At 66.3% G+C, this 17,618-nt stretch carries 8 protein-coding genes and 3 rRNA genes; 7 read left to right on the top strand and 4 right to left on the bottom strand.

What is annotated here, in order from left to right; all coding sequences use genetic code 11:
* Nucleotides 1–32 precede the first annotated feature (32 nt).
* Nucleotides 33–1,619, bottom strand: a complete 1,587-nt coding sequence (locus ACZ5AJ_RS11980) for an aspartate:alanine exchanger family transporter (RefSeq protein WP_464134936.1) — start codon at nt 1,617–1,619, stop codon at nt 33–35.
* 226 nt (nt 1,620–1,845) lie between these two features.
* On the opposite strand from ACZ5AJ_RS11980, the gene ACZ5AJ_RS11975 reads away from it, so the two are divergent.
* Nucleotides 1,846–2,784, top strand: coding sequence for a hypothetical protein (locus ACZ5AJ_RS11975; protein WP_464134932.1), 939 nt, complete (start codon nt 1,846–1,848; stop codon nt 2,782–2,784).
* Between the two features lie 94 nt (nt 2,785–2,878).
* Here the strand turns inward: ACZ5AJ_RS11975 and ACZ5AJ_RS11970 are convergent, their stop codons facing one another.
* Nucleotides 2,879–3,085 (bottom strand): hypothetical protein, encoded by a 207-nt coding sequence (locus ACZ5AJ_RS11970; protein WP_464134930.1) that lies wholly within the window; start codon nt 3,083–3,085, stop codon nt 2,879–2,881.
* 90 nt (nt 3,086–3,175) lie between these two features.
* The gene (msrA, locus tag ACZ5AJ_RS11965; RefSeq protein ID WP_464134925.1) at nt 3,176–3,862 is read right to left on the bottom strand and encodes a peptide-methionine (S)-S-oxide reductase MsrA; all 687 of its coding nucleotides are present in this window, start codon (nt 3,860–3,862) and stop codon (nt 3,176–3,178) included.
* Between the two features lie 844 nt (nt 3,863–4,706).
* Here msrA and ACZ5AJ_RS11960 point away from each other — a divergent pair.
* From ACZ5AJ_RS11960 to ACZ5AJ_RS11935, 6 genes are all read left to right on the top strand, one after another.
* Nucleotides 4,707–6,225 (top strand): 16S ribosomal RNA (locus ACZ5AJ_RS11960).
* Between the two features lie 367 nt (nt 6,226–6,592).
* Nucleotides 6,593–9,657, top strand: a 23S ribosomal RNA gene (locus ACZ5AJ_RS11955).
* A gap of 118 nt (nt 9,658–9,775) precedes the next feature.
* Nucleotides 9,776–9,892: ribosomal RNA gene (gene rrf, locus ACZ5AJ_RS11950) — 5S ribosomal RNA — on the top strand.
* The 16S, 23S and 5S rRNA genes sit together here, the layout of an rRNA operon.
* 490 nt (nt 9,893–10,382) lie before the next feature.
* Nucleotides 10,383–10,724, top strand: a complete 342-nt coding sequence (locus ACZ5AJ_RS11945) for a YciI family protein (RefSeq protein ID WP_464134922.1) — start codon at nt 10,383–10,385, stop codon at nt 10,722–10,724.
* A gap of 128 nt (nt 10,725–10,852) precedes the next feature.
* Nucleotides 10,853–12,361 (top strand): sulfatase family protein, encoded by a 1,509-nt coding sequence (locus ACZ5AJ_RS11940; protein WP_464134918.1) that lies wholly within the window; start codon nt 10,853–10,855, stop codon nt 12,359–12,361.
* 143 nt (nt 12,362–12,504) lie between these two features.
* A complete protein-coding gene (locus tag ACZ5AJ_RS11935; RefSeq protein ID WP_464134915.1) occupies nt 12,505–15,999 on the top strand; it encodes an SNF2-related protein in 3,495 nt (1,164 codons plus the stop codon).
* 222 nt (nt 16,000–16,221) lie between these two features.
* Here ACZ5AJ_RS11935 and ACZ5AJ_RS11930 read toward each other — a convergent pair whose 3' ends face one another.
* Nucleotides 16,222–17,532 carry an MFS transporter gene (locus ACZ5AJ_RS11930; RefSeq protein ID WP_464134912.1) on the bottom strand — a complete coding sequence of 437 codons (1,311 nt, stop codon included), beginning with the start codon at nt 17,530–17,532 and terminating at the stop codon, nt 16,222–16,224.
* Nucleotides 17,533–17,618: the final 86 nt, after the last annotated feature.

The raw sequence follows: 17,618 nt of genomic DNA, 5'->3' as shown, positions 1-17,618 counted from the left end.
TAGCGGGCGCGCCGGTCACCAGGCCGCGGTCCTCACAGCATCACGATCAGCTGCACGACGATGATCTTGACGATCATCCCGAGGGTGAACAGGGCGGAGTAGCCGGACTCGGCGCGCTCGTCGTCGATCGAGGCGGTGACATGCCCGAGCAGGACCGGCTGCCCGATGAAGCCGGCCATGGCACCGGCGGTGCGGGCGGTGGACATGCCCGAGGCGCGACCGAGCAGCCACACGGCGCCGACGCTCAGCACGGTCAGGACCGCGGAGACCACCGCGACCGTGAGCCCGGTCCGGCTGAAGGCGGTGGAGGCGAAGGCCTGGCCGCTGGTCAGGCCCACGGTGGCGAGGAAGATGACCAGGCCGAACTGACGGATGGTCAGGGCAGCCGCGCTCGGCGGGGTCCATACGAGAGGTCCGGTGCGGCCGAGCCGCCCCAGGATCAGGCCGACGACCAGCGGGCCGGCGGCGACCCCGAGGGACAGGCCCGCCCCGGCGCCCAGCGGGATCGCGATCAGGCCGGCGAGGATGCCGAGCACGAGTCCGAGTCCGACGCTGATCCAGTCTACCTCGGTGATCCGCTTCTCGGAGTCGCCGAACAGGGCCCTGACCTCGTCGAGCCGTTCGCGGGGGACGACGACGGCGACGCGGTCGCCGAGCTGGAGGGGCATGTCGGGCACGGCCAGGAGCTCGCGGTCGCCGCGTCGTACGCGGGTGATCATGCCGCCCACGCGCGCGGGTACCCGCTGCTGGGCGATGGTCTGCCCGGCGATCGCCGGATCGGAGACGACGAAGCGGCGGAACTCGACGGCGCTGCGGTCGTGCACGAGGTGCTGCGGGGCCTGATGGCCGAGAGCCCGGGCGGCCTCGCGGACGGCGTCGGGGATGCCGACCAGCAGCAGGTGGTCGCCTCTCTCGAGATGATCCTCCGGGAGCGCGACCCGCATCCGTCCGTCGCGCAGCAGATAGGACATGCGCACCTGCCCGCTGCGCCCGGCGGTGGCGGCGATCCCGGGGATCTGGCGCACCCGCATCGGGTTCTCGACCTCGACGCTGATGTCGAGGAGACCGGCGGCCGACGCCGGCGGCGGGTCGCTGCGTCCGGGCAGCTGCCTCTTCACGGCGGAGGAGAGCATCACCAGGGTGATGAGAACGCCGACGGGGTAGGCGATCGCGAAGCCGACGGCGGGGGCGCTCGATCCGTCGAGCGCCGTCGTCGCGGTGTCCAGCGCGGGCGTGGCGGTGAACATGCCGGCGTAGAGGCCGCCGATCATGCCGGGCGTCAGACCGAGCGCCTCCCCGCCGAGCACGCCCAGCACCGCGGTCGCGATCAGCGCGAGCGTCGCCCCGATGATGAGGCGGGTCTGGGTCCGCAGGTCGTGGAAGAAGGTGGAGCCGGCGGCGAGGCCCGTCGTGTACACGAACAGGGCCAGGCCCAGGGACTGCAGGGTTCCGAGGCCCTCGCCGAGCCGCGGGTCGAGCGCGCCGACGGCGAGGCCGACGAACAGGGCCCCCGCCGCGCCGAAGCGCACCGGGCCGATCTTCAGCGCCCCGATCGCCGATCCTAGGGCGACCACGGCGAACAGGGTCAGCAGAGGGGTGTCCGCCAGGAGATCGAGCATGTGGTCACCGTAGACCTGAGCGCCGCCTGCGGAGGAGGGGCGGAGCGCCCCAGGTAACGGACCCCACGGGATCCCGCACCCCCCGTGTGCCCTGGGTCATCCGCCGCTGCGCTGTTCCGCCGCTGCGCTGTTCCGCCGCTGCGCTGTCGGACCTGGGTCCTGCCGCCCTGGCGGAGCGAGACGATCGTCGGATCTGTCGGGACGGCTGGGCCCATATGCTCCGAGCATGGCGTTCTCCACCCGCTCCTTCTCGGGCTCCGGCCCCCTTCCCGCCCTGCTCTCCGGCTCCGGCTCGCAGGACGGCCGCTCGCGGTCCCATGTGCTGATCGGCTCGCGGTCCCTGCCGCTGGGACTGCTCGTGCGCGCGGGCGCGGCGACAGCCGCCGTCGGCGCCCTGTCCCTCATCGAGCCGCGCAGCCTCACACCGGGCCGGCGCGCCTGGTACCGGGTCGGCATGGCCGCGGCCAGCGGGCTCCTCTCTGCGGATCTGGGACGCGACGGGCAGGCGCTGGCCTCCCCGACGGCCGACGGCGTCCTCGCCGCAGGCCTGACGATGGGGCTCGCCGAGGTCTCCGAGGGCCTCGACGGACGCACTGTCGACGGCCTGCGCAGGATCGGCGTCCGGCATCCGCGTCTGCTCCTCGCAGCGGTCGGCGCCGCCGGCACCGCGCTCGCCTACTGGGCTCCGACCTGGGCGGCGGACGACGACCCCGACGACGCCGATGCCGATGACGAGCCCGAGCGGCTGGAGCTCTCCGACGAGGCGCGGGAGCTGATCGCCGCGCTGCTCGCGAACCCCTCGGGACGCGGCGGGCTGCCCGGTGCGCCCGCGCTGCGCTCCCAGCTCGCCGTCGCCGAGCGCGTGGACCCGGGGTATCCGACCAGCGACCTCGAGCTCGCCGTCGATGCTCCCGAGCGGCTCGTCGTCCCCCACGACCAGACCTGGCCGGTCCTCGGACGCTTCCGTCATGAGGGCATCGGATTCGAGCTGCGCCTGCTGATCACCGACGGCCGGCTCTCCCAGCTCATGGTGGCGCTCGCCGACGACACCCTTGAGGACGGCGACCTCATGGAGCGCGCCTACGACATGCTCGGCGAGGGCGAGGTGCCGCTGCCCGCGGTCGAGGATCTCGAGCTCGTGGTCGAGAGCGACCAGCCCTCGTGAGGATCACCGGTCCTCCTGAGGATCACGCGCTCTCCTGAGGAGCAGCGGCACTCGTGAGGGTCCCGGGAGGCGTGAGGATCCCGGGAGGGGCGGCTCATCGTGGCCAGTCCATGTCGAGACGGGCGACCCCGATGGTCTCGTCGGCCCCCTCGTAGGCGAGCAGGAGCTCATCGTCGGCAGAGACCAGACCGACTGCTGGGTCCGGACCGGCTGCTGGCTCGATGGCATGCACGTGAGCTCGGCCGACGGGCAGGCCGACCTCTTGCCCCTCGAGAGGGAAGCCGGGGATGACGGAAGGCATCGATGGCAGGAGGGGAACGAAGAGACGGCCGGGGAAGGAAGAGACGGCCGGGGAAGAGAGGAGAAGGACGGGAAGAGCGGGACGACCGGATCAGGCGAGCGAGCAGGCGACTCCGTTGAAGCCGTGGTTGCAGTAGCCGCCCGGGTTCTTGGCGAGGTACTGCTGATGCTCCGACTCAGCCGTGTAGTACACGCCGTTCCCGGCCTCAGCCAGCGGAGACAGCTCCGTGGTGATCGTCCCGCGGCCGGCGGCGTCGAGCGCCCTCTGGTAGACGGCCCTCGACTCCCGGACGACGTCGCCCTGGCCGGGAGCGGTCCAGTAGACCGCGCTGCGATACTCGGTCCCCACGTCATTGCCCTGACGGTTCGCCGTGGTGGGATCATGCTGCTGCCAGAACTCCGTGAGCAGCGCCCGCAGGGTCTTGTCGCCACCCAGGTAGATCACGCGCACCGCCTCGGTGTGCCCGGTCTGCGCTGAGAACACCTCCTCGTAGGTGGGATGCGGCGTGAAGCCCCCGGCATAGCCGGCGGAGGTCGTGTGCACGCCCGGGATCTGCCAGGCGATCCTCTCGATGCCCCAGAAGCAGCCTCCCGCCAGGATGATCTCCTCGGAGCCTTCCGGCCAGGCGCTCGGCGCGGTGGGAGCATCCGGTCCCAGCATGTCGGTGCCGAGCACCAGGTGCTCACGACGCAGGGGATAGGAGTAGGTGTCACGACCGGGCAGAGCATCCTCACGGGAGACCATCTGCTTCTTGTGCCCGTACAGGACATCCATCATCTGCCACATGGTCGCCACCGTAGTCGTGCTCCCCGGCGAAGAGGATGGTGCCGACCACAGGTTCACCCAGGGCGCAGGCGCGTGGAGCATGCCCGTGCTCCGGCGGGCGGTGAACAGACCGCGCCAGCACCAGCTCCTGGCGCCATCTGGAGCTGCCGGAACCATCCGGACTGCGGTGGCGGAGGAGAACCTGCCAGCACGGAACCCACTGCTCACCACGAGGGGAGCGAGAGCAGAGCGGGGTGTGCGGTGCTGGGGCGCGGGCCTCTCGAACGCTGATGGCACGGAGCTCGGCGATCACCGCCCGGGCCGAGGCAGGGATCGGGAGCGACATAGAGATCAGAGCTCGGCGCACCTGCGCAGACCAGCTGAACGAGGACCGGATCGGGGCGGGGCCCGAAGATGTCGAACGAGACTCCGCTGACCTGCGGTGACGGAGCGTTGTTGCCGGGTGTGGTCGAGGCCACGCCGGAAACGGGCTTCTCGAGTTGACGTGCTGGAGCGGTCTGCGTAATGTTTTCCCTCGTGCCGAGGAGATCGGCGAAACGGGAGACCAGAGATGGAAAACCGGAAAACCACTCCTCACCAGGTACTTCGGTTCTCTTCGAAGTGAACGGAGGCGCGGGTCACACCGGGTCGAGTTGACAGAGAGGGAAACGGGCCCCTAAGGTTTAGGGGTTGCCTCGGAACGAAGAGCTTAACGGCTCGGAGCATCGAGTGCGCGTGTTGCTTGATATCTCAATAGCGTGTCTGTTTGTTGATGCCAATATTTTTGATTGGCAAGATTTACGGATGATCAGCAGTAGCTGGTTGTTCGTTTCTTTTGCCGGGATTTTTTCATGTTTTCATGGAGAGTTTGATCCTGGCTCAGGACGAACGCTGGCGGCGTGCTTAACACATGCAAGTCGAACGATGACGGTGGTGCTTGCACTGCCTGATTAGTGGCGAACGGGCGAGTAACACGTGAGTAACCTGCCCCCCACTCTGGGATAACCTCGGGAAATCGGGGCTAATACCGGATATGAACTGTCACCGCATGGTGGTGGTTGGAAAGTTTTTCGGTGGGGGATGGGCTCGCGGCCTATCAGTTTGTTGGTGAGGTAGTGGCTCACCAAGGCGATGACGGGTAGCCGGCCTGAGAGGGCGACCGGCCACACTGGGACTGAGACACGGCCCAGACTCCTACGGGAGGCAGCAGTGGGGAATATTGCACAATGGGCGAAAGCCTGATGCAGCGACGCCGCGTGAGGGATGACGGCCTTCGGGTTGTAAACCTCTTTCAGTAGGGAAGAAGCGAAAGTGACGGTACCTGCAGAAGAAGCGCCGGCTAACTACGTGCCAGCAGCCGCGGTAATACGTAGGGCGCAAGCGTTGTCCGGAATTATTGGGCGTAAAGAGCTTGTAGGTGGCTTGTCGCGTCTGCCGTGAAAACCCGAGGCTCAACCTCGGGCGTGCGGTGGGTACGGGCAGGCTAGAGTGTGGTAGGGGAGACTGGAACTCCTGGTGTAGCGGTGAAATGCGCAGATATCAGGAAGAACACCGATGGCGAAGGCAGGTCTCTGGGCCATTACTGACACTGAGAAGCGAAAGCATGGGGAGCGAACAGGATTAGATACCCTGGTAGTCCATGCCGTAAACGTTGGGCACTAGGTGTGGGGAACATTCCACGTTTTCCGCGCCGTAGCTAACGCATTAAGTGCCCCGCCTGGGGAGTACGGCCGCAAGGCTAAAACTCAAAGGAATTGACGGGGGCCCGCACAAGCGGCGGAGCATGCGGATTAATTCGATGCAACGCGAAGAACCTTACCAAGGCTTGACATGCACCGGACGGTCGCAGAGATGTGGCTTCCTTTGGGCTGGTGCACAGGTGGTGCATGGTTGTCGTCAGCTCGTGTCGTGAGATGTTGGGTTAAGTCCCGCAACGAGCGCAACCCTCGTTCCATGTTGCCAGCGCGTTATGGCGGGGACTCATGGGAGACTGCCGGGGTCAACTCGGAGGAAGGTGGGGACGACGTCAAATCATCATGCCCCTTATGTCTTGGGCTTCACGCATGCTACAATGGCCGGTACAATGGGTTGCGATACTGTGAGGTGGAGCGAATCCCAAAAAGCCGGTCTCAGTTCGGATTGGGGTCTGCAACTCGACCCCATGAAGTCGGAGTCGCTAGTAATCGCAGATCAGCAACGCTGCGGTGAATACGTTCCCGGGCCTTGTACACACCGCCCGTCAAGTCACGAAAGTCGGTAACACCCGAAGCCAGTGGCCCATCCTCGTGAGGGAGCTGTCGAAGGTGGGATCGGTGATTGGGACTAAGTCGTAACAAGGTAGCCGTACCGGAAGGTGCGGCTGGATCACCTCCTTTCTAAGGAGCATCACCAAGTATGGTGGCCGTCTGCCTGCCCGCGTGTGGTGGGGATGGTTGCTCATGGGTGGAACATCAACGGATGGGCGCTTCGCTGGTTCGCAGTGATTGTTCTAGTACGCCTCCTGGTGGGGTGGGAACGGATGGTCGTGGGCTGGTTCGAGGTGGAGACACGCTATTGGGTTGTGAGGCTGCACGCGGCCTGTTCTGGGGTTCTTCCTGTGGGGAGGGGCTCGGGGTGGGTGTGTGGCTGGTCCTCCCTCGCTGGGGCATCGCTGTGGTGGTGTGCTGGTGGGTGTGGGGTTGTTTCTTGAGAACTACATAGTGGACGCGAGCATCTTGTAAGCAATTTTTTGTCTTTGTGTGTTGCCAAGTCTTTAAGGGCGCACGGTGGATGCCTGGGCACAAGGAGCCGATGAAGGACGTGGGAGTCTGCGATAAGCCTCGGGGAGATGACAACCGATCTGTGATCCGAGGATATCCGAATGGGGAAACCCACCGCAAGTCATGTTGCGGTACCCGCCATTGAATGTATAGGTGGTGTGGAGGGAACGCGGGGAAGTGAAACATCTCAGTACCTGCAGGAAGAGAAAACAAATAGTGATTCCGTGAGTAGTGGCGAGCGAAAGCGGAGGTGGCTAAACCTGGTCTGTGTGATACCCGGCAGGGGTTGCAGGCTGGGGGTTGTGGGGCAGTGCGTGACCTCTCTGCCGGGGGGTCGGCGTGGACGTGTGTTGGTAGTCGAAGTCGTGGTGAGTGCGACGGCGTAGAGGGTGTGACCCCCGTAGACGAAACTGACGTGCGGCGTTGTTGCTGTTCCCGAGTAGCACCGGGCCCGTGAAATCCGGTGTGAATCTGCCAGGACCACCTGGTAAGCCTGAATACTCCCTTGTGACCGATAGCGGACAAGTACCGTGAGGGAAAGGTGAAAAGTACCCCGGGAGGGGAGTGAAATAGTACCTGAAACCGTGTGCTTACAATCCGTCGGAGCCTTTTGGGGTGACGGCGTGCCTTTTGAAGAATGAGCCTGCGAGTTAGTGGTCGGTGGCGAGGTTAACCCGTGTGGGGTAGCCGTAGCGAAAGCGAGTCTGAACGGGGCGTTCAGTCGCCGGCTCTAGACCCGAAGCGAAGTGATCTATCCATGGGCAGTGTGAAGCGCGGGTAAGACCGCGTGGAGGCGCGAACCCACTTCAGTTGAAAATGGAGGGGATGACCTGTGGATAGGGGTGAAAGGCCAATCAAACTTCGTGATAGCTGGTTCTCCCCGAAATGCATTTAGGTGCAGCGTTGCGTGTTTCGTGCCGGAGGTAGAGCACTGGATAGGCGATGGGCCCCACCGGGTTACTGACCTTAGCCAAACTCCGAATGCCGGTACGTGAGAGCGCAGCAGTGAGACTGTGGGGGATAAGCTTCATAGTCGAGAGGGAAACAGCCCAGAACATCAGCTAAGGCCCCTAAGCGTGTGCTAAGTGGAAAAGGATGTGGAGTTGCTGAGACAACCAGGAGGTTGGCTTAGAAGCAGCCACCCTTGAAAGAGTGCGTAATAGCTCACTGGTCAAGTGATTCTGCGCCGACAATGTAGCGGGGCTCAAGTACACCGCCGAAGCTGTGTCATTCCGGTTTTGCCGGGATGGGTAGGGGAGCGTCGAGCAGCCAGCGAAGCCGCGGGGGAACCCAGTGGTGGAGGCTGTTCGAGTGAGAATGCAGGCATGAGTAGCGAAAGACGGGTGAGAAACCCGTCCGCCGATTGATCAAGGGTTCCAGGGCTAGGTTAATCCGCCCTGGGTTAGTCGGGACCTAAGGCGAGGCCGACAGGCGTAGTCGATGGACATCGGGTTGATATTCCCGAACCGATCGTAGGAGGACCCATACCGAGGCGTCTGATGCTAACCACCCGAGCTGCCTGCTCGCCCTTCGGGGTGGGTGTGGTGTGTGAGGCTGGGAACCAGGGATGTAGTAGGTCAGCGTGTGGGATGACGCAGAGAGGTAGCTTCCGCGGACTTAATGGAATAGTCCGTCTAAGCGTGCAGCCCGATCCCGGGTAATGCTGGGGTCGTGTGGGTGAGACGTGATGGGGATCCCGTATGGGCGTAGGTGAGTGATCCTGTACTGCCAAGAAAAGTTCCGGCGTGACGAATACGGTCGCCCGTACCCTAAACCGACTCAGGTGATCAGGTAGAGAATACCGAGGCGTTCGAGAGAATCGTGGTTAAGGAACTCGGCAAAATGCCCCCGTAACTTCGGGAGAAGGGGGGCCCGATCCGTGAGAGCGGGGAGGGCCGCAGAGACCAGGGAGAAGCGACTGTTTACTAAAAACACAGGTCCGTGCGAAGTCGTAAGACGCTGTATACGGACTGACGCCTGCCCGGTGCTGGAAGGTTAAGAGGACTGGTTAGCACTTCGGTGCAAAGCTGAGAATTTAAGCCCCAGTAAACGGCGGTGGTAACTATAACCATCCTAAGGTAGCGAAATTCCTTGTCGGGTAAGTTCCGACCTGCACGAATGGCGTAACGACTTCTCCACTGTCTCAACCGCGAACTCGGCGAAATTGCATTACGAGTAAAGATGCTCGTTACGCGCAGCAGGACGGAAAGACCCCGGGACCTTTACTATAGTTTGGTATTGGTGTTCGGAACGATTTGTGTAGGATAGGTGGGAGACTGGGAAGCGTTCACGCCAGTGGATGTGGAGTCGTTGTTGAAATACCACTCTGGTCGTTCTGGATTCCTAACCTCGGTCCGTGATCCGGATCAGGGACAGTGCCTGATGGGTAGTTTAACTGGGGCGGTTGCCTCCTAAAGAGTAACGGAGGCGCTCAAAGGTTCCCTCAGCCTGGTTGGCAATCAGGTGTTGAGTGTAAGTGCACAAGGGAGCTTGACTGCGAGACAGACATGTCGGGCAGGTGCGAAAGCAGGAACTAGTGATCCGGCACCTCATTGTGGAATGGGTGTCGCTCAACGGATAAAAGGTACCCCGGGGATAACAGGCTGATCTTGCCCAAGAGCTCATATCGACGGCATGGTTTGGCACCTCGATGTCGGCTCGTCGCATCCTGGGGCTGGAGTTGGTCCCAAGGGTTAGGCTGTTCGCCTATTAAAGCGGTACGCGAGCTGGGTTTAGAACGTCGTGAGACAGTTCGGTCCCTATCCGCTGCGCGCGTTGGATATTTGAGAAGACCTGTCCCTAGTACGAGAGGACCGGGATGGACTGACCTCTGGTGTGCCAGTTGTTCTGCCAAGGGCATGGCTGGTTGGCTACGTTGGGAAGGGATAACCGCTGAAAGCATCTAAGCGGGAAGCCTGCTTCAAGATGAGATATCCGTGCACGTTTACGTGTGAGAGGCCCCCAGTAGACCACTGGGTTGATAGGCCAGATGTGGAAGCGCAGTAATGTGTGGAGCTGACTGGTACTAATGGCTGATGACTTATCAACATACTTGTTGTTGTTTGCGTGTGTTCGCGTCCACTGTGTGGTTCTGGAGAAACAATCCCTGGGGTTCTCCTGCTCGTGTGTCGGGTGGGTGGTCTTGGGGTCCAGGGTCTCGTCGTGTTACGGCGGTCATAGCGTCGGGGAAACGCCCGGTTCCATTCCGAACCCGGTAGCTAAGCTCGATCGCGCCGATGGTACTGCACTCGGGAGGGTGTGGGAGAGTAGGTCGCCGCCGGACATCTTCACCGAGAAGAGGGGTGAAGGAGTCGCTGAGAGGCATCGATCCATGGGGTCGATCGTTTCTCGCCTCCCTCACCCCTCTTTCTCGTTTTTCCCGCCCGCCTCCGCGACCCGCGACTCCCGCCCGCGGCCCACGGGTTCAGTGCGCGTCCCCGGGTGCGGGTGCGGGTGCGGGGGGGGGGGGGGGGAGCGTCCGTCTACCACCGTTGAGGGACCGTTCCAGCGACGACAGACGGACACTGCTCGCTCCCAGACCCTGGGACCCGCACCCAGCCCCTCACCCAGCCCCAGCGCTTGGCCCGGGCCCAACCCGGACCCGGACCCGGACCCGGTCTCGGAACCCGGGGTGGAGAGACGCCAGCGAGGCCAACGTTTCGCAGGAGCTCACAGTAGGCTCACCGGAGAGCGCTGCGTCGGCCCGACGTCGTCAGAACCTTGGACGACAGCGAAGGCGCGCCCGTCGGCAGCGCCCCAGGACGGAGCCTCGCATGAGCAGGTACCTGATCTCGTTCCCCACCGAAGCGATGACCGCCGCGGCAGAAGAGCTCCCCACCATCGCTTACGACGCCCACCGTGTGATCGCCGCGGCCAGAGCAGCAGGTGTCCTCGTAGCGAGCGGAGGCATCGATGAGTCCTTCCGGCCCTTCCGCGTCGACGAGAGCGGGCACATCCTCGATGACCTCTACGCGGACCGCCCAGTACCCCATGGCGGGTACACCATTCTCAGTGTCCCGAACGCAGATGTCGCGAGAGTATGGGCGGCGCGGATCGCCGCAGCCTGCCGCTGCCCCCAGGAGGTCCGACGATTCCAGGTCGATCCGGACAGCTGACCCCCGCCCACGACGGTAGTCGGAGAGGGAAGAGACGTCTCGAGCTGACGCGTGGGGAGCCGACGCGCCGGAGGCTCATCGTTGAGGTCGCTGGGACGCGAGGCAAGAATGGTCGGATGGTTCCGACGATGCCTGCATCCCCCTCACGCCGCCCCAGCATCGTGTTCATCCTGACCGACGATCACGGTGCCGGGGCCATCAGCGCGTACTCCGGTGCTGTGAACATCACCCCGAACCTGGATCGCCTGGCGGACGAGGGCGCGAGGATGGACGCCCTCTACTGCACGAACTCGATCTGCACTCCCAGTCGCGCCTCGATCCTCTCGGGCACCTACTCCCATGTGAACGGTGCCGGCACCATCTACTCGACATTCGACTATCGCGTCAGGACGTTCCCGCAGGTCCTGCACGACTGCGGCTACCGGACCGCACTGTTCGGCAAGTGGCATCTGGGCCACGGGCCCGAGAACGACCCGCAGGGCTTCGACGAGTGGAGGATCTACCGCGGCCAGGGCGAGTACAACGACCCCGTCATGTACGGGATCGACGCCGATGGCGAACGGGTGGACGACGTGGTGCCCGGGTATGCGACGGACACCGTCACCGACCTGGCCCTGGACTGGCTCGACCGCAGTCTCGCCGCCGAGCCCGATGCGCCGTTCTGCCTCCTGGTGCACCACAAGGCTCCGCACCGCAACTGGATCCCCCATCCCCGCCATGCTCGCCTGTACCAAGAGGGCACGATCCCCGAGCCGGAGACCCTCTTCGACGATCACGCGAGCATGAGTCGAGCCGTCCGCCATGTGCGGATGTCGATCGCCGACGACCTCACCGATCACGATCTCAAGCAGCCGCTCCCTGAGGAGCTGAAGGGCGAGGAGAACCGTGAAGCCCGCACGCGACGGAACTATCAGCTGTACATGCGCGACTACCTGCAGACCGTCCAGGCCGTCGATGAGAACGTCGGCCGCATCCTCGACACGCTCGAGGAGAAGGGATTGGCGGAGAACACGCTGGTCATCTACACCTCCGATCAGGGATTCTTCCTCGGCGACCACGGCTGGTTCGACAAGCGACTCATGTTCGACCAGTCCCTGCAGATGCCGATGATGCTCCGCTGGCCCGCTCGCATCCCTGCCGGCAGGACCGTGGACCAGATCGCCACCAACGTGGACCTCGCCGCGACGCTCCTGGACGTGTGCGGACTCGAGGCTGACGAGGAGCTGCCCGAGCAGCAGGGCCGCAGCCTGCTGCCGCTCCTCGACGGCAGCGCGGATGCGCAGCTGCTGGCCTCGTGGCCCGATGCGATGTACTACCGGTACTGGGAGCACGAGGACCGCGACCACAACGCGCCCGCCCACTACGGCATCCGCACCCGGACCCACAAGCTGATCCGCTACTACGGGGATGGGATGGGCGCTCCCGGCGCCTCCGACGCTCTGCGCGAGACCGAGTGGGAGATGTACGACCTGGTCGACGATTCCGCGGAGCTCACCAACATCGCCGACGACCCCGCACACGCCCGCGCCCGACAGCTTCTGGAGGAGCGCCTCGCGGCCGCCCAAGCCGCCGTCGGCGACCTGCCCTATGACGGCCCGCAGACCCCGCGCCCAGACTGGGGAGGCGCGCAGAGCTGACCCGCATGAGCCGCGGGAGGTGCTGATGAGCCGCGGGTGGCGCTGAGATGCAGCGCTGACGGACTTCTCCTCCCCACCTCCCGTTCATCCACAGCCCGGCCGACGGACCAGCACCGAGCGCTGAGGATCGGCATCCTGAGTCCATGGAACCGCTCCCCACCAGCCCGAACACTCCATGGGGTCGAGGCATGCCGTTCGGAGACGAGAGCCTGGCAGAGGCGTTCACCGGCACGGATGGTCCTCGCGAGCCCTCGGCCGCCCCGCCCGCGAGCGCGGCTGAGCTGGCACGGGTCGCCCGGGTCTGGAAAGGGCTCGGGCGGCCCCGAGCAGACGTTCCGCAGGAGGCGTGGAGGATCGCGCGGGAGCAGCTCGATACCGGATATGTGCCGCTGCTCGCTGAGCTGCGCGGTGGCTTCCTGCAACTGAGGTTTCCCGATGGGATCCACGTCAAGCTCGACCAGCGCCACCGCGTCCGGGATACCGACGTCTGCAGCTGCGGCTCGGGTGCCGCGCCGGGCGCCGGCCCGGCCGCATGCCAGCACCGCGTCACGGCCCTGCGCGCTCTTGCCGAGGGCCGCTGCCGCTCGACCTGGCGGCACGTGGCCGAGACTGCTGCGAGCCCGAGGCCGAGCTCCTGGCTGAGACCGGAGGTCACGGCGCTCGTCCTCTCCGTCGAACCCCATCTGCCGCAGCGCCACGGCACCCCGGTCGTGGTGCGGCCCTCGCGCCGGACCACGACCGGAACCTGGCATCGACGGGTCACCTGGGCCGCTGTGGAGCAGGCGATGGACGAGCTGCCGCCTGCGCAGCAGTCCGTGCTGCGGACCCTCTCCCGGTCCCGCGGGACGATGGGGATCGGGACGACCGTGGCCGATCTCGGCCCCGAGCTGTGGCCGCTGCTGGATGCGGCGCGTGACGCCGGGCTCGAGGTCACCGGTGACGGCAGCCTCGTCCTCGGCAGCGACCTCGCCGTCGAGGTGCATCTGGAGCGCAGCACGGGAGGGCTCGTCGTCGGGACCCGGCCGGTGTGGGAGGAGGACCGCTGTCCGACGGACTGGCATCTGCACGGGGACCCCGCCGGCAGCATCGTCGCCGAGCATGCCGAGCATGCCGAGCATGCCGAGCATGCCGAGCATGCCGAGCATGCCGAGCACTCTGCGGGGATGGTGGGTGCTGCGCACGGCCCGGCCTCCAGCGGTCGATCGCCGATGCACATCCACCGCATCCCTGATGACCCGCAGCTGCGCATGCTCCTGATCGCCGGCGAGCTGTGGATCCCCGACGACGAGGTCGAGGAGTTCGCCCGCTCCGTGCTGCCTGACCTGACCGCGCATTCGCGCATCCGTCTGACCGGAGCGGTCCAGGAGGTCCGGACGGCGCTGCTGCCGCTGCGGCTGTGCGCGACGCTCCAGTGTGCTGAGCAGGTGGACAGCGCACCGGAGTCGGCCGCGGCATCGGGAGCGGCCGTGGCATCAGGAGTGGCCGCGACACCGGGGATGACGGCGTCGGAGGGCAGCACCGGGAGGACGGAGGACGCCTCATCCGGTGCTCGGGTCGACGAGGAGATCCGCCTCCTGTGGAGCTGGGAGTACGGCGATGAGGGCGAGGACGGGCACATGCGAGTGCCCCTGCTGTCCAGCGGCGAGCGGTGGCGACGAGAGCGCGAGGAGGGGCGCGTGCTCGGTGCCCTCGTCGCCGAGCATCCCGAGCTGCTCGACCTTCTCCAGGACGAGGGACGAGTGCTCACCCGTGCCCAAGCTCGTGACGTCCTCGCACGGACTCGGAGGCTGCTCGGGGAGGATCCCCGGACGCGCCTGCGAATCCTCGCTCGCGGGCTCGATCTGCCCGACGCGCCGCCGCCCGACATCAGCTGGGAGCTGCGCCCCGCCCAGGACGCCGACGGTCAGCCACGCTGCGACTGGCTCGATCTGGACGGGGTCGTCACCGTCGGCGAAGCCCGGATGAGCCTGCGCGAGCTCATCCTCCATCTGCGCTCCGGAGCTCGGCGCATCGTCGTCGGCGGATCCTGCGTCGATCTGGACACCGAGGAGATGCAGCGGCTGCGAGCCCTGCTGGAGACCGCCGCTGCCCTGCCGGACGACGAACGGATCCTCATCAGCCGTCACGACCTCGGCACACTCGAGCAGCTCGCGACACTCGAGGGCCTCGCCGCGGATGCCGAGCGGTGGCGCCTACAGCTCGCGGGCGCCCGACCCGCCGACCTCTCCGATGAGCCGCTGCCGACCGGGGTCCGCGCGGAGCTGCGGCCCTATCAGCTCGAGGGCTATCGCTGGCTCGGTGCCCGCTGGGATGCGGGTCTCGGCGGTCTTCTCGCCGACGACATGGGCCTGGGCAAGACCCTCCAGCTGCTCACCGCGATCCAGCGGCATCGTCGGGCCGACGAACGGCCGGTGCTCGTCGCCGCACCGCGATCCGTGCTCGGCACCTGGGCCCAGCAGGCGGCGCAGTTCGTGCCCGATCTACGCGTCCGTGTCGTCACCCGGATGCTCGATGCGGACCTCGACCCCGCTGACGTCGACCTCGTCGTCGTCTCCCACCAGCTGCTGCGCAGGGACATCGACCGCTACCGGAGTGTCGGATGGGCCGCGATGGTGATCGACGAGGCGCAGGCCGCGAAGAACCCTCTCTCACAGCTGCATCGCGCACTGCGGAGCATTCCCCGAGACGTCGCCTTCGTCGTCACAGGCACCCCCGTCGAGAACTCGCTGCAGGATCTGTGGGCGCTCGCCGCCCTCGCCGCGCCCGGGCTGCTGCCTCGGCTGGGAGAGTTCACCGCCGAGTGGCGACGCCCCATAGAGCGGCGCACCGTTGAAGGCGCGGAGCGCCTGGCCCTGCTGCGTCGGCGCATCGCCCCTCTGCTCCTGCGCCGCACCAAGGACCTCGTCGCCGCGGACCTTCCGCCCAAGGTCGAGACCGCCCTCGTGCTGCCTCTCGCCGCAGCGCACATCAACCGGTACACCGCCGCCCTCAACAAGGAGCGGCAACGCCTGCTGGGGCTGCTCGTGGATCCCCAGGGCAACCGCGTGGAGATCCTCGCCTCCCTGACCCGGCTGCGTCTGCTGGCGACCGACCCGGGCACCGCCGACTCCCCGTCGGCGAAGACCCGTGAACTCGTCCAGCGGCTCGAGGCGCTCGCCGGGTCAGGGCACCGTGCTCTCGTGTTCAGCCAGTTCACCCGGCACCTGCGGGTCGTGCGTGAGATCCTCGAGCGCCGCGGTATCACCACCGCCTACCTCGACGGCACCACGACCGACCGGGAGGCCAGGATCGAGGAGTTCCGTCGCGGCGACCAGGCCGCCTTCCTCATCAGCCTCCGGGCCGGCGGCTCCGGCCTCACCCTCGTCGAGGCCGACTACGTGTTCCTCCTGGACCCGTGGTGGAACCCGGCCGTCGAGGAGCAGGCGATCGATCGCACCCACCGCATCGGCCAGGACCGTCCGGTGACCGTCTACCGGATGGTCTCCGCCGACACCATCGAGGAGAAGGTCCTGGCACTTCAGGCCGGTAAACGGGAGCTCGCCGCGTCGCTGCTCGACGATGGACTCGACGGGAGGGGATCAACGGGATCGAGCGCAGCGGGGCCTGACCCGGCCGAGATCCGGGCGATGCTGGGATGAGCGCACGGCCAGCAGGGGAGTGCTCCTCCTCAGGGCCCCGGCCCGGGCGAGGAGCGCCCGACGGCCGGCATCTGAGGTCGGGCGCTCCTCCCCGATCACACCAGACGGCGACGCGACAGGGCAGGGACGAAGCTCCTGCCTCCGTCCGAGGAGCCGTCCGAGGAGCCGTCCGAGGAGCCGCGAGGGCGAGGCCCGCGACGGGGCGGCCCCGATGGACCTCGCTCAGCAGCCCGCCGGGACGGTCTTCTCCGCCTGCGCGTCGGCCGGGAGGTCCTCGTCGGCCGTCTGCGCGTGTGCGCCCTCGATGGCGGACGCGCCATCGAGGGCGGCATGCTCCATCTGGCGACGATGCACGGCATACGACCAGGTCGCGATGCCGATGCCCGCCACAGCGAGGCCCACGCCCACCCACGAGGGAGCGAGCAGGCCGAACCCTGCCGCCAGCACCGCCGCGCCGAGCGCCGCACCGAGGGAGTTGCCGGTGTTCAGCGCCGAATGGTGCAGAGCCGCAGCGAGCGAGGGAGCGTCCGGCGAGGCGTCCATGAGGAACAGCTGCAGGGACGGCCCCATCAGCTGACTGGTCACGGCGACGGCGAACATGAGGATGAAGCCGGCGACGACGTTGTGCGCGAACAGCGCGAACAGCGCCAGGCTGACCCCCAGACCGATCAGGCCCAGGAAGATCGTGAGATAGACGCTGCGATCAGCGAGACGACCGGCGAGCACATTGCCGACGGTCATGCCGATGCCGAAGACGAACAGCGCGACCGGGACCGCCTGATCGGACAGCCCCAGCACACCGGGCACGAGCTCGCCGATGTACGAGTACATGGCGAACATGCCGCCGAAGCCGATGGCGCCGATGCCGACGCCGAACCACACCTGGGAACGCTTCAGGGCGCGCAGCTCGCCGCGGATGGAGCCCGTCACCCCCGCGTTCTCCGGCTCCGGCACGAGCCGCCAGATCGCCAGCGTGCTCGCGGCGGTGATGACGACGACGATGACGTAGGCGCTCCGCCAGCCGAGGTTCTGGCCGAGTGCGGTCGAGGCCGGCACGCCCACCATGGTCGCGATCGTCAGTCCCAGCATGATGAGGGAGACGGAGCGGGCTCGTCGACCGGCGGGGGACAGGCGCGCCGCGACCAGCGAGGCCACACCGAAGTAGGCGCCGTGGGGGAGCCCGGCGATGAAGCGGGCCGCGGCGAGCACCGTGAAGCTCGGGGCGATCGCCGAGAGCAGGTTCCCGAACCCGATCAGCGCGATCAGCAGGATCAGCAGCTGCGAGCGGGGCAGACGGACCGCCGCGATCGTCACCAGCGGTGCGCCGACGACCACGCCCAGGGCGTACAGGCTGATCAGCATGCCGGCCCGCGGCACCGACACGGACAGGTCCTCGGCGATCTGGGGGAGCAGCCCCATGGAGGCGAACTCGGTGGTGCCGATCGCGAAGGCGCCCAGCGACATGGCCAGGATGACCAGACGCAGACGGCTCGGCGGCAGCGCGGCGTGCGAGGGGACTGGATGCGAGGTCACAGATGCTCCAGCGCGAGAAGGAGGGGACATCGCTGCCGACGCTGGAAGCGGTGGGGTACGGTCACGATCCTATCGAGGTCCTAGCA

This window comes from Brachybacterium zhongshanense, from assembly GCF_055385755.1.
The sequence above is the reverse complement of the archived record's forward strand: the minus strand, read 5'-3'. Positions and strand labels throughout refer to the sequence as shown.

Bases quoted from the DNA above. Each gene is read 5' to 3' on its own strand.
- ACZ5AJ_RS11945 (WP_464134922.1), top strand. From the start codon at position 10,383: ATGAGCAGGTACCTGATCTCGTTCCCCACCGAAGCGATGACCGCCGCG.
- ACZ5AJ_RS11970 (WP_464134930.1), bottom strand. From the start codon at position 3,085: ATGCCTTCCGTCATCCCCGGCTTCCCTCTCGAGGGGCAAGAGGTCGGC.
- ACZ5AJ_RS11940 (WP_464134918.1), top strand. From the start codon at position 10,853: ATGCCTGCATCCCCCTCACGCCGCCCCAGCATCGTGTTCATCCTGACC.
- ACZ5AJ_RS11935 (WP_464134915.1), top strand. From the start codon at position 12,505: ATGGAACCGCTCCCCACCAGCCCGAACACTCCATGGGGTCGAGGCATG.
- ACZ5AJ_RS11975 (WP_464134932.1), top strand. From the start codon at position 1,846: ATGGCGTTCTCCACCCGCTCCTTCTCGGGCTCCGGCCCCCTTCCCGCC.
- msrA (WP_464134925.1), bottom strand. From the start codon at position 3,862: ATGATGGATGTCCTGTACGGGCACAAGAAGCAGATGGTCTCCCGTGAG.
- ACZ5AJ_RS11980 (WP_464134936.1), bottom strand. From the start codon at position 1,619: ATGCTCGATCTCCTGGCGGACACCCCTCTGCTGACCCTGTTCGCCGTG.